Below are 13,839 nucleotides of genomic sequence, written 5' to 3'. Positions count from 1 at the left end.
GCAGACCAATAAACAGAAGAGTTTATGAAACATTTTAGCATATTAATACTGACAGTTTGTGTTAGCATCTTTCAGGGGAATTCCATCTTTGGACAGCAAATCAGCAAAGAGGAGCTCATTTTTTTAACACCTGAATGGCAGGGTGAGCGTTTCGAGGACGGACGTCCAAAAGTTCCCGACGAACTTTTAGATCGCATGAAATCGGTTACCTTGGAAGAAGCTTGGGCTGTATTGCGAAATGAAAACTATAACTACCAGTATGAGGACGGTTGGTTGAGTATTAATCCGGATAGTGTGCTGGTTGGTAGAGCGGTGACGGCCATTTTTGTTCCGGGACGGCCGGATATCCACCGTGCGATTGACGAACGTGGACATAGTCGCGATGGTCGGATAAAATCGCAAAACTCCTGGACAATAGACCTGCTTATTAAGCGAGATGTGTATGTGGTTGATCAATTTGGTGCCCATATTGATGGGCCAACCGTAGGAGATAACCTAGGTAATTCCATTTATGCAAAAACGGGCAATGGCGTGGTGTACGATGGTGCGCTACGTGATATTGGCGGTTTAAAAGAGATCGGTTCCTTTACCTCTTTCTACCGATCATATCATCCTTCTCATCACCTCAATGATCCAAAGGGCCGGTTAAATACCACTTTAGTGGGAATAAATACCCCTACTCGGATTGGTAAAGCAACCGTTATGCCGGGAGATGTGGTGCTTGGTAGGGATGGGGGAGTCATATTTATTCCACCGCACTTGGCTGAGAAAGTTGTCCGTACTTCTGAAGTAGTTCGCCTACGTGACATGTTTGGTCATCAACGCTTACGCGAACAGAAATATACCCCCGGTGAGATCGATACGCGCTGGTCGGAGGAAATAGAGAAAGACTTTTGGGGATGGCTTGATGCGAATGCAGATAAACTCCCCGTACCTAAAGAACAAATAAATGAACTACTCAAACAACGCACCTGGTAAGGGTCTTATTCACTTTAATTTAAATAACGATGTCAAATAAAACAAGAAGAGCTTTTTTTAAAAAAGCCATGGTAATGGGCGCTGCCTTAAGCCCTTTGTCGGATACTTTCGGCAGTACACTCCTGCAATCGGCGGAGCGATCCTCAAGAGAATCGGCACCCTCCTCCCTTAAAATTACCGGCGTAGCATGCGCCTTTATAAGGTATGGCTCCGGGCTTTTTGTCAAAATAAAGACGGATCAAGGTATTTATGGTTGCGGAGAAGGGGTTGATGCGGTGCCAGGGACCTATCATTTCGTAAAATTGCTCGAGCGCAGGCTTGTTGGGAAAAACCCACTTAATGTACACAGGATTTTTGAGGATCTGCGGAAATCAGGTATCTTTCAGGGAGCTCAGGCGGGGATGTACATCGCTGTTTTATCTGCCATTGAAACAGCCCTTTGGGATATTACCGGAAAGGCGCTCGGTGTGCCGGTATATCAATTGCTTGGTGGCAAATTCCGAGATAAAATACGCGTGTATTGTGATACGGCGCTTTACCAGCAAAATTTGCCAACACCGCAAGATTTCGCAAACGCAGCCTCCAAAGCTAAGGAAATGGGTTTCACCGCGATTAAATTTGATCTTGATCAAGGAAACGATCCTAATAAGTACGATCAATATAACTGGACAGCCAGTCCTAAAGAGCTGCAGCGCATGGTTGATCAAGTGACCGCGGCTCGTGAAGCTGTTGGTCCGGATATTGATATCTGCTGTGATATGCACGGACGTTACGATTTGGTTACCGGGCAGCAAGTAGCGAAACGTTTGGAACATTTAAATCTCATGTGGTTGGAAGAGCCTATACCGGCTGAAAATGCAGAAGCTTATAAACTTATTGCTGATAGTACATCAACTCCTATCTGTGCAGGTGAAAACCTCTATTTGGCTTATGGCTTTAGGCGTCTACTTGAGCTGGGTGCAGCGGATATTATTATGCCGGACCTTCAAAAAGCAGGAGGGCTTGGAGAAGGCCAACGAATTGCCAACTTGGCCAATCTTTATTACGTTCCATTTGCTCCGCATATGGTGGCGTCTTTCTTGGGAGCGATGGCCTCATGCCACGTTTGTGCATCGGTACCGAATTTTATGATATTAGAATGGCAAAGCTACTTTCATACCGACCCAATGTTTAAGGATATTGTCACCTTTGAAGGATCGATGGTAGAAGATGGCTTTATCAAACTCCGCGAAGTTCCCGGCATTGGCGTAGATATCAACGAGGAAGGGATGAAGAAATATGCCACGCCCGATTATCCCTTTTTTACTTAGTATTAAAAAACCGATTGTATTATGGATACATTAGATTCTATTAATCATCACAGGCCAAAGGAGTGGACGGAGGTAGCGCAGGATATTGAGAAAGCGGCTTCTGCGTTTGAGGCTTATCGATGTTTGCCAAGTCGTTCTAGAGAGGGTTTTCTTCGACAAATTGCCGTAGAGCTTGCCAATAACCGAGAAAAGTTAATAGAAACCTGTCGTCGAGAATCTCATCTTCCCGATGCTCGGCTCCATGGGGAATTGGATCGGACGATTTACCAGATTCAACTGTTTGCCGATCTGTTAAAAGAAGGATCTTGGGTCAATGCTATTATCGATACGGCTATTTCCGATAGGACACCTGTCGCAAAACCAGATATCCGACAGATGCAGGTTCCACTGGGACCGGTTTGCGTATATGGAGCAAGTAACTTTCCGTTCGCTTTCTCGGTAGCAGGCGGCGACACGATCTCGTCATTGGCTGCCGGTTGCCCGGTGCTCTATAAAGTTCACCCAAATCAACCGGAAACCGCGCACCTGACGGCTGCATGCATCGCAAAAGCAGCACATAAAACAGGGATGCCTGATGGCATTTTTACGTCTTTATGGCTTGCGACGCAAGCTATTGGAATAAAGATCGTAAGCCATCCTTCAGTCAAAGCAGTCGGCTTCACCGGGTCTTATACAGGTGGTATGGCTTTATACGAAGCTGCTACGCGCCGCGCGACTCCGATACCCGTTTACGCAGAGATGAGCAGTATTAATCCTGTGTTTCTATTACCGGGTCGATTAGCTGAACAGGGTGAAAAAACAGCGGCGATGCTGGCGGCGTCCAATCTGCTTGGAGCTGGGCAATTTTGTACGAATCCCGGACTGCTTGTACTGATTGATTCGGAAGATACAGCGAAATTTTTGGAATCTTATGCTGGTCAGCTTCAAGGACAATCGTTACATCGAATGTTGAGTGCCGGTATTTATCAAGCTTATGGTGAAGGTGTAGCTCAGTTGAAAGCTGCAGAAGGGGCTTTTGTACTTGCTGGTGGAAACGTGGAAGTAACGGCTACCGAACAACCCGTGCCAACGGCGATCCAAATCAGTGGTAGCAATTTCCTTTCACAGGCTTTATTCAGCAAGGAGTACTTTGGCCCGGCATCCATATTGGTAATTGCAGCAAACGAAGAAGAATTTCTACAAATTGCCGCTTCATTAAGCGGACAACTAACGGTTAGCGTATGGTGCACGGAGGAGGATACCAAAACCTTCAATAGGCTTTTTCAGGTGTTGGAACAAAAGGCGGGACGACTGATTATCAATGGTGCACCGACGGGCGTGGAAGTGTGTCATGCCATGGTACACGGAGGGCCATTTCCGGCCACTACGGATGGACGGAGTACTTCGGTTGGCACACAGGCAATTTACCGATTTACACGGCCCGTTTCCTATCAGAATTATCCTCAACATTTGTTGCCGACAGCGTTGCAAAACAAAAACCCGGAGTCTATTTGGCGCCGTGTAAACGGACAGCTAACGAAAGACGATATTTAATGTTAATAATACGTATTGCTTATGAAATATCCATATGGCACAGTTTAGTCGATACCGGTAAAATAAAGTGGATATTCCATATGGACTTTAAAAAACAAATATTTACATATGAACCTCTATAAAACGAAAACAGAAAACCTATTGAAGGTAGACAATAGTTATCATGTCATACCTGGCAACTGGGATCAGTTGATTAATAGACAGAATCTCTATGGCTACTTGAAATCACAGCTAAACACCGCACCTGCAATAGTAGAAGGAAAGGCTAAAAGCTTATTGGAGGACGGTATTTTGCCGCCAATAGGTTCGCAGGAAGTCTGGGCAGCAGGTGTCACTTATTTAAGAAGTATGGAAGCGCGGATGGAAGAAGCGAAGGATTCCGGAGGGGCCGACCTGTATGATCGGGTATATCATGCAGAACGGCCCGAGTTGTTTTTCAAGGCGCTACCGCATAAGGTATCTGGACATACGGGAATAGTGGGGATCAGGAAGGACTCCGTATGGAACGTTCCCGAACCCGAACTGACCTTGTTTATTAATTCACACGGAACTATAGAAGGTTACACCATTGGTAATGACATGAGTTCGCGTAGCATCGAAGGAGAAAATGCCTTATACTTGCCACAGGCAAAAGTTTATGACAAAAGTGCTGCTTTAGGTCCTTGTCTGTATATTCCTGCTTCACCGTTAGACCCTGGTACATTGATCGAGATGGATATTTTAAGGGAAGGAAAACTGATGTTCCGCGATTCAGTGGCAATAAGCCGAATAAAACGTCCCTTGACAGAGCTGGTGTCCTATCTTTATAGAGAATCTACATTCAAGGACGGCAGTTTTCTTATGACAGGTACCTGTTTAGTGCCCCCAAGTGATTTTACGCTGCTTCCCGAAGACGAGGTTCTCATTACTATTGAGCCGATTGGCACCTTAGGGAATAGGGTTGCATATAATACACCTGCTTAACATCACTTCGTATTTATTGCTTTACCGAGAGCATTTCGTGGACTCCTGAAGTATAAGTGTCAAAATGATACTTAAAAGAACAATATGCTAAGGTAATGAATGTACTAACCTATTGAATCCATTATAGACAAGGGCACCGCCATCTTTCGTTTGCCCTTAAAAACTAACCACTTAAGACTTATAAACCAATTAAAAATGATGATTAAAGGTAACATTAAACAAAGAAACCAACTTCTTATAGGGGATAGGATGTCGGTTTTTCTCAAGGTGCTCACCATCGTGGGCATGATGGGAATCATTCCTGCCTTTTTGCACGGACAGGAAAAATCGGTACGCGGTCAAGTAAGGGATACCGAAAATACACCCTTGGAAGGAGTTACCGTACAGGTTAAGGGTACCCAAACTGCAACGGCAACCAATGCAAATGGTAATTTCAGTATCAACGCACCCAATGGCGCTATTTTGGTGTTTTCATTGATGGGATATCAATCCCGGGAATTAACGCTCCAGAACCAAGCAGTACTTAACATCCAACTGAGCTCTGAATCAAGGAGCATGGAGGAGGTTGTTGTTACGGCACTTGGCATTAAGAAAGAATCAAAGAAACTGGGTTATTCGGCGGAGACGGTTAAACGCCAGGATTTGCTACAGAACAGAACAGTCAATGTAATGGAGTCTTTGGAAGGCAAGGTTGCTGGATTGGATATATCTCCGCCAGCCGCCGGTGCCGGATCCAGTACTAAAATACGCTTACGGGGCCAATCAGCATTTGCAGGAGCTGCAAACTCTCCACTCATCGTGATCAATGGGTTACCGATGGATCAGGGCGCCCGTAGTTCGAACGGATGGCAACCGGCTTACGATCTCGGCGATAACATGCAGCAGATTAACCCGGACGATATTGAAAGTATGACTGTCTTGAAAGGTGCTACGGCCGCAGCGATATACGGCTCTCGAGCTGCTAACGGTGCAATTATTATTACCACGAAAAATGGCCAACGCGATCAAGGGATAGGTATCGAATATACGTCAAATTTCACAGTTAATAGTGTGTTGGACTTTACTGATTTTCAACAGGAATTCGGCCAGGGACAGGGTGGACAGCGACCTACGGATGTGGGTAGCGCTATTTCAACAGGTATGTTAGGCTGGGGGAGTAGGATGGACGGAGAGCCCATTGTCAATTTTGATGGGGTTATGCGCCCATACGCTCCAAACCCAAATCGCATCAAGGAGTTCTACAGGGATGGTACAGTGTTCACTAATACCGTTGCTTTATCGGGGGGGAGTGATAAAGGTAATTTCAGAGCCTCTTTTTCCAATTCAGGCGCAAAAGGCATTACCCCCGCACCCGATAATCGGTATACGAAACGCATCTTCAATTTGGGTCTCAATCAGGATTTAACCAAAACGCTGCATTTTTCCTTCAATGCGAATTATACAAAAGAGAATAATGAGAACCCACCACAAGTAGGTGCTCAGGGGCCGGGAGCACCCAACTTTCTTACCAGGATGTCAACATCCATACCGCTTGCAGCCTTCCGGGAAAGCGCAGTTGCCGAAAATGGAACCGAGCGACAGACGTCTGGATTTCAAGGTACGTTATTGAATCCCTATTTTGCTAAAGGCAGGGAGTTTATCCTAAACGATCGGGATCGTTTCCTAGGAACGGCAACCTTGCGATACGATGTGACGGATTGGTTGTACGTGCAAGGAAGATATAATTACGATTATTCTGTTTCTAAGCTTGAATTTAATACGCCTACCGGAAGAGGGACTTCGACACCGTTTAACAATAACGGGCAAGGACCGGGTTTTAATGGCATGTATCATATAGAACAGGCAAAAGGTACCGAAATAAATACGGACTTCCTCGTGGGTGCAAGCAAGGAATTTGGCGATTTTTCGGTTGATTTAAGTATAGGGGGAAATATTTTTAAGCGCGATGTCGGAACTTTTATTGATGAAGTAGAGGATTTTACCGTTAGAGACCTCTATTCTATTCAGAATGGTATTAATAAAACGATTAATAACTATACCATCTTTCGTGATCAAACCAATTCGCTCTACGCATTTGCAGAATTCGGGTATAAAGGCATGCTATATGTTAATTTGACAGGTCGGCAGGATTGGTTTTCCGTGTTGAACCCAGAGGCGAACAGCGAGTTTTATCCATCGGTATCCGGTAGTTTCATTTTTTCTGAACTAATGAAGGAGCAGTCGTGGCTTTCTTATGGTAAGCTAAGAGGATCTTGGGCACAAGTGGGTAGTGCTAATGGAATCCCTCCCTTTTCCAACCATCTTTTTTATGATATATTACCCAATCAGTTACATGGAAGGACACTGGGTACGATATTAGGAACCCGTTCTCCAAATGCCTTGCTGAGACCTTTTAGTGTAGAAGAACGCGAGCTTGGTTTAGAGTTACGGTTTTTTGATAGTAGGGTAAACCTTGATATTGCTGCCTATGAAAAAGTCACAACCGATCAGATATTACCCGTACAAATTTCGAATGCCTCAGGTTATACTGATACGCAGCAAAATGTCGGTTCGCTGCAAAATCGGGGCATGGAGTTTATGTTGGAAGTAATCCCTATGAAACGGGATAATTTTCGATGGACAAGCGCCTTCAATGCCTCATTAAATACCACGAAGGTGCTGTCTATCGCTCCCGGTACCGACCGATTTGTAGCTCAGCGTTTCGAAGGAAACGAATTTATCGGAGCCTTGGTGTATGAGGTAGGATTACCCTTGAATCAGCTGTCAGCCAATACCTATCTAAGAAACGAAAATGGTGAAATACTTTTAAATGATAACGGACGTCTGCTTCAGGGACCGGTTGTAAATTTTGGAAGTGCCCTTCCAAAATGGGTTGGTGGTTGGACCAATACCTTTACCTATAAGAACCTGAGTCTTTCCATGCACTTTGATTTCAAAGCGGGAGGAAAGGTCTTGTCCTCAAGCGCCTTGAACGGCTTGCGACAAGGGCACACCAAGGCATCACTGATTGGTCGTCGTGAAGGTGAAAATGGTGTTGTGTTTGATGGTGTATATCAAAACGGCGAAAAAAATACAACTGCGGTTAACCCGCAAGACTTTTATACAGATTATCGCAACCTACAGATCGCAGATCCTTTCATTTTCAAATCTGACTTTATTAAGTTCAGAAACATTGCGCTAACCTATAACCTAAGTGACTATGTGAAAAATAAATTCGGTTTCATCAAAGGTCTTACCTTGACGGCCTCCTGTCGAAATGTCGCACTTTTATATAAGGACTTACCAGACTACGATCCCGAGGCGTTCGCCTCTTCGGGCGACAATAGAGTGGGGTATGAGCAAGCAACCGTGCCCACGACACGAAATTATGCTTTCAACTTAAACATTATATTCTAACCATCATGAAAAAGATAAAATATTTAACGCTTTTAGGAACGATATGTTGCGCGTTAAACGGGTGCGATAAGAATTTTGAAACAGTAAACACCAACGAATATGGAGTAACCAATATTGATCCGGCCCTGTTGTTTTCTAATGCCGAAAGGTTAACGCATGTAGGAGCTTGGGAAGGTGAGCAAACCATTGTTCAACAGTTTGTGAATGCGTATAACCTGGGTGCTACAGCAGGTTTCAATTTCAATGAAGACAATAACAATTTCAATATCCCAAAGTGGAATAGCTGCTATGAGAATGCCGTTAAATTGCTAGTTGAAGCCATTCAAATGGCGGAAGAGACGCCAGAGCGGGTCAATTTGATGAGCATGATGCGAATATGGAAGGCTTATGTATTTATGACCTTGGTGGATACCTATGGAGACGTGCCCTATAGCGAAGCCGGAAAGGCCTATCAGCAGATTATTTTCTATCCGATTTATGATGACGACAGGGTGATCTATGAAGACCTTTATAATGAATTGAAATCTGCTATTGCAAGTATGAACCCAGCAGCTGATTATGTTACCGAAGATTTTTTCTATGGAGCCACGGGTTCAGCTGCAGCACAAGTTGCGAAATGGCAACGCTTGGGGAACTCCTTATTGTTGCGACTTGGAATGCGCTATACGAAAGTCGATCCGGAAAAAGCCCGTGCAATTGTGCAAGAGGCGGTAGATGGTGGTGTGATGCAATCAAATGATGACGATGCCTATATGGTTTTCACCAATGCATATAACAGTACACTCAACGATGGACCGGTTGTGAATGCCTACTATTATTACTTGGCGGAACCCTTCGTCAATCAATTGAAATCAACCGAAGATCCCCGCGCTAAGTATATTGCCGGCAAGTATGCAGACCCGAATGCTGTACTTAGTTCGGTGCCCGACGTTACGCTTGCCAACCAGTTCGGATTTCCTGTCGGTTATGATCAAAATAACGTGGCTCAGCATCCTAACTTTCGTGGTCGGGCAGGTACAGGTTTTAATTATTCACAGCTTAACTACGCCATTATCGGAAACCCCTTCGCGCCTCTTTTTTATATCACGCATTCGCAAACAAAACTGTTGATGGCCGAAGCAGCCTATCGTAACTGGATAGGCGGTTCGGCCCAAGCCTATTATGAGGAGGGAATACGTGCCAGCATGGACCAGTGGTCACTTTATCCGAACACACCTGGTAACGCGATTAGCGAGCAGGAAAAAGAAAGTTATATCAATCATCCCCAAGTTGTATTCAACACAAGCAATGCATTGGAGCTAATCAATACGCAATATTGGGTTTCCAATATTGGAAATGGAACCGAATCCTTTGCGAACTTTCGAAGAAGCGGCTTTCCCGCATTGACACCTAATCGATACAATAATAATCTTAACGGAGGTTTTGTAAGACGCATGGCTTATCCGGATGATGAAATGTCAGAGAACCCGACTAATTATCAAGCGGCGGTAACGGCAATGGGAGGGGATAATTTATCGGCCCGTGTATTCTGGGATATCGAATAATCCAGTTACTTATCAGGCCTCGCAGCATTTATGCGAGGCCTGATAAATTATATATTAGGTATTTTTCTGCAGGACGAATTCCTTTGGTACCAGACCATAAAGTGTCTTAAAAGCAAGCGAGAAACTATTAACATCATTATACCCAACGGCGTAGGCTACTTCAGATACGGTTAGTTTTTTAGAAATTAGTAAACCTGCTGCCTGTTTCAGACGGATGCTTTTTATCAGGTCTTTGGTTGTTAAATGTGTGAGCTCTTTCAATTTTCGATGCAGATGTACACGGCTAATACCTATTTTGGAAGCGATCATTTCTACCGTTAAGGAAGGATTCGCGATGTGCTCTTCAATCAACTGATGTACTTTCTCTAATAATTTTTCATCTGCGCTTTTCAGATTGACCTTCGAAATATAGGTGCCTTGCAAACATGCTTCCCTTTCATCAATGCGAACAATTTCGCGGTTTCTGAGTAAAGTCCTGATGTTTTCGGCCAGAACATCCATATTAAAAGGTTTAACGATATAGAGGTCTGCACCAAGTCCTAAACCTTGTAATTGGTGATCGTCTTCACTTTTCGCCGTTAGCAGTACAATAGGTACATGATGCGTTAGCGGACTTTCACGTATTTTTTTGCAAAGCATCATTCCATCCATGATAGGCATCATAACATCGCTTATTACCAAATCAGGAATTGCCCTTAGGATACTTTTATAAGCGTCTTCGCCATTCGTATACGTATTAACCAAATAAGCGGGAGAAAGCTCTCGCCTCAAAAACTCGCGGATATCGGTATCGTCATCGACCACAAGAATCCGTTTGGTTGTTTTAGCTATCTTCCGCCTTTTTCCGAAGGGTGAAGTTAACATAAGCGATTGTGGGTAGTTGCCAAAAGTATGGTCTCTAATCTGGTCCGTACTTTCTTGATCCGCGTCGAGCGGGATTTCAACGACAAAAGCATAACCCCAATCAGGTACGTTTTCTACACGGATACTCCCTTTATGCATTTCCACCAGTTGTCGTGTTAAGTACAATCCGATACCCGTACTATAACCCTGATAAGTTTTTGAATTTTCTGCTTGATAGAAGCAATTGAAGATACGTTCAAATTCATCATTGTTTAATAGCTGCCCTGAATCAGCGATCTCAATGCGGAGCATTGACGGGGCGTTTGGCACAGCGCTATCTGTTTTTGTCATAGCCATTCTGATTTTGCCCTCATTTGGTGTGAATTTACACGCATTTGATAGAAGGTTAATCAGCACTTTATCAAAATTGCGTGTGTCAATTTGGGCATATATTTTATTAGACTGATTGAATATCTGAAATTTTATCCCCTTGATTGTAAATTCCTCATTGAATAAGGACGAGATAGATTTAACAAAACCGACCATTTCCACACGGCTAATGTTTAAATTCATTTGACCGTTTTCAATTTTTCGAATATCCATTAATTGGTTAACCAGGTCCAACATCCTTTGCATATTATGGTCGATAATCCGATACAGACCATCCTGATTGCTCACCTCTGTTCGGGTTAAGAGTTTTTTTAGTGGATTTATAACTAATGTTAAAGGAGTTCTGATTTCGTGTGCAATATGGATGAAAAACTGAAGTTTTGCCTCATTGATTTCTTCGGCATGACGATGGGCCAACATTTGTTTTTTAAACCGTTGCCGATTTTGCAACGTTTTAAAAATCCACAAGGCACTAAGAATGGTGAACAATGCGTATAGTATCTTAGCAGGAAGAGATAGAAACCACACCGAATTTATCACAATTTGAGCTTGCTGTATAGGCGAATAAGTTTCATTAACTTTTGCACGATAGCGCAAGAGATGTTTACCCGTTTCTAAGTGGTCAAAAGTGACACGATTCAAACCGGGTCTGAGTATGATCCAATCATTATCATTTATTTGATATTCAAATTGTACACGTTCGGACTGACTGAAATCCATGGTTGAAAACTCAACGGTGAAAGAATTGTCATTATGTGCTAAATTAAATACGTCAGCCTTTGTAATCACCGTATCAATTATTTGGTATCTACCCGATTTCATCCCTTTTTTTACGGCTTTGTCATGGATGTAAAAATCTACAATATTGACAGACAGTGATTTTGGGCGCACCTCAATTTCCAACGGATTGAAATGCGATATGCCGTTTATTCCACCAAAATATAATTCCCCCGATGCGGAAAGCAAGGAGGTTCCTCTTGTAAATTCATTGCCTTGCAGTCCATCATCTGAATAGAAACTGATGAAACGGTTATCATGCATGTCCATTTTGGCTAAACCGCGATTTGTGCTCAACCAGAGATTACTTTGTGCATCCATTTCGATCGCATAAACGGTATTGCTGGGAAGTCCATGGTCAGTCTGATAGTGTTGAGTTTTCCCGGTTCTCATATCTAAACGCGTTAGACCCTTTGACGTTCCGACCCATAAATTACCACGTTGGTCATCCAACAATGCATATACGACACTACCGGCAAAGAGCTTGTCGGTGCCAAAAGTGGAAATAAAGCTTTCATTGCTGAGATCTAAGCAGGCCAATCCGTCATACGTACCAATGTATAACTTGTCTGATGGCGCAACAAGTAAGCAATTGATCCAATTGTTGGGCAGATACCCTTTCCCTAAATGGGGAATTTTAGACTTGACGAAGCAAAAGTTCTTTATCGCACCGGAATTTTTTTCTAGACAAAACAATCCTGCTCCCATACTTCCAATCCACAATCGACGTTGTTTATCCTCACAAATGCTGTGGATCAGTTCCACATGATCACCATTTTTATCTGTCAATCCGGGTATCGCTCGGCAAATACCGGTTCGGCGATTTAAATTGATAAGCCCTTCCTTACTCCCACCTAACCATAAGTCGCCGTCAGTGTCTTCAAATATTGCCATAATAGACGAAGGAGGTTGGCATTTGCTGATTGCTCTATACCGTGTACTTTTTGTACGATTGCGGTCCAATTGATACAGACCATCTCGATCGGTTCCTACCAATAATCGTCCTGATCGTTCCTCGAGCATGGATGTAACCGCATTATCGCCAATGAAATCTTGTTTGCCGGAACGGTTTCCTATATAGCTGAATCGGTTTTTATGTTTATGTAAAAAAAACACACCTTTTTGAGAGACCCCGATCCATAGATTGCCGGCCCGGTCTTCCAAAATAGCGGTCGTTTTTGTAGTAGAAAGACTAAACGTCGTGAACGCCGGATTTAGATCAATCAAGGCGTTTGTTTCCGGATAATAGATTTTCATCCCATAGCCTTCCGTTCCTACATAGATGTGATTATCTGCCCCCACATAAAGATCTAAAACAGTGGAGTTTGATAGGTCAGGCGAGGGAATCTGATCAAAAGTATCCGTTGAGGCGTTGTAGCGGTGTAGACCACCATTTAATTTACCCACCAATAGTGCACCATATTTATCCTCACAAATACTCATAATTACATTTTTTTGGCCTTTTTTGTTGGTGAAATAACATTGTTTTTCTTGATCGGAAAATTTGAATAGTCCACGATTTTCCGTTGCAATCCAAAGCTCTTGTCGGTTGTTTTCAAAAAGACGGACAATGAAATTGCTGGGTTCAAAATTTATCAGTCGTTGACCATAAGGTTGACCGTTTTCACTACGATGTATTTCAAAGATTCCGTAACCCGAGGTACCAACCAGTAATTGTCCGTTTTTCCGTTGCAAGACCGACGTTACATGAGGTTCTGCGAGTTCCCCTTTATCGGTCCAAAGTGGTACAGTAAAGAACGAGTCACTTGCTTCGTGATAGTACTGCAGTCCATTCAAGTATCCCACATACATAACACCCGTTGCGTCTGCTCCTAATGTCGTGACCATATCACTTAACACAGAACCGGGCACATTTTTGTCGAACCGATACAAGGTATTCTTAGCACCATCGAAACGATTTAATCCATCCTCCGTAGCCACCCACACAAACCCATTACGGGATTGGTGGACGTCCGTTACCATGCTACTGGATAAACCGGATTCAACTGTGAATAATTTACCTGATTGTGCCCTTACCTCCTTTAAAGTAGTAAGTATTAACATACACATCAGTGGAATTAAGTTTATGATTTTCATCATCGTAT

General features: G+C 43.5%; 7 protein-coding genes. 6 read left to right on the top strand and 1 reads right to left on the bottom strand.

Annotation, left to right across the window (positions count from 1 at the left end):
- The first annotated feature begins 24 nt into the window (after positions 1–24).
- The 6 genes from RYH73_RS18720 to RYH73_RS18695 all read left to right on the top strand — a co-directional run bounded on the left by RYH73_RS18720 (position 25) and on the right by RYH73_RS18695 (position 9,724).
- Positions 25–978, top strand: coding sequence for an RraA family protein (locus RYH73_RS18720; RefSeq protein WP_335314997.1), 954 nt, complete (start codon positions 25–27; stop codon positions 976–978).
- 29 nt (positions 979–1,007) lie between these two features.
- On the top strand, positions 1,008–2,288 hold the full coding sequence (locus RYH73_RS18715; RefSeq protein WP_335314996.1) for a mandelate racemase/muconate lactonizing enzyme family protein: 1,281 nt from the start codon (positions 1,008–1,010) through the stop codon (positions 2,286–2,288).
- A 21-nt stretch (positions 2,289–2,309) separates the two neighbouring features.
- Positions 2,310–3,821: an aldehyde dehydrogenase (NADP(+)) gene (locus RYH73_RS18710; RefSeq protein WP_335314995.1), complete on the top strand. Its 1,512-nt coding sequence runs from the start codon at positions 2,310–2,312 to the stop codon at positions 3,819–3,821.
- Between the two features lie 108 nt (positions 3,822–3,929).
- Positions 3,930–4,784, top strand: a complete 855-nt coding sequence (locus tag RYH73_RS18705) for a fumarylacetoacetate hydrolase family protein (RefSeq protein WP_335314994.1) — start codon at positions 3,930–3,932, stop codon at positions 4,782–4,784.
- A gap of 195 nt (positions 4,785–4,979) precedes the next feature.
- The gene (locus RYH73_RS18700; RefSeq protein ID WP_335314993.1) at positions 4,980–8,180 is read left to right on the top strand and encodes a SusC/RagA family TonB-linked outer membrane protein; all 3,201 of its coding nucleotides are present in this window, start codon (positions 4,980–4,982) and stop codon (positions 8,178–8,180) included.
- Positions 8,181–8,185: 5 nt separating this feature from the next.
- Positions 8,186–9,724: a SusD/RagB family nutrient-binding outer membrane lipoprotein gene (locus RYH73_RS18695; RefSeq protein ID WP_335314992.1), complete on the top strand. Its 1,539-nt coding sequence runs from the start codon at positions 8,186–8,188 to the stop codon at positions 9,722–9,724.
- Between the two features lie 54 nt (positions 9,725–9,778).
- Here the strand turns inward: RYH73_RS18695 and RYH73_RS18690 are convergent, their stop codons facing one another.
- The gene (locus tag RYH73_RS18690) at positions 9,779–13,834 is read right to left on the bottom strand and encodes a hybrid sensor histidine kinase/response regulator transcription factor (RefSeq protein ID WP_335314991.1); all 4,056 of its coding nucleotides are present in this window, start codon (positions 13,832–13,834) and stop codon (positions 9,779–9,781) included.
- Positions 13,835–13,839: the final 5 nt, after the last annotated feature.

The organism is Olivibacter sp. CPCC 100613 (assembly GCF_036959255.1).
GTDB lineage: Bacteria > Bacteroidota > Bacteroidia > Sphingobacteriales > Sphingobacteriaceae > Olivibacter.
Note: the sequence above shows the minus strand (reverse complement) of the source record. Positions and strands in the feature narration are given on the sequence as shown.

Bases quoted from the DNA above. Each gene is read 5' to 3' on its own strand.
- RYH73_RS18705 (WP_335314994.1), top strand. From the start codon at position 3,930: ATGAACCTCTATAAAACGAAAACAGAAAACCTATTGAAGGTAGACAAT.
- RYH73_RS18715 (WP_335314996.1), top strand. From the start codon at position 1,008: ATGTCAAATAAAACAAGAAGAGCTTTTTTTAAAAAAGCCATGGTAATG.
- RYH73_RS18720 (WP_335314997.1), top strand. From the start codon at position 25: ATGAAACATTTTAGCATATTAATACTGACAGTTTGTGTTAGCATCTTT.
- RYH73_RS18690 (WP_335314991.1), bottom strand. From the start codon at position 13,834: ATGATGAAAATCATAAACTTAATTCCACTGATGTGTATGTTAATACTT.
- RYH73_RS18700 (WP_335314993.1), top strand. From the start codon at position 4,980: ATGATGATTAAAGGTAACATTAAACAAAGAAACCAACTTCTTATAGGG.
- RYH73_RS18695 (WP_335314992.1), top strand. From the start codon at position 8,186: ATGAAAAAGATAAAATATTTAACGCTTTTAGGAACGATATGTTGCGCG.
- RYH73_RS18710 (WP_335314995.1), top strand. From the start codon at position 2,310: ATGGATACATTAGATTCTATTAATCATCACAGGCCAAAGGAGTGGACG.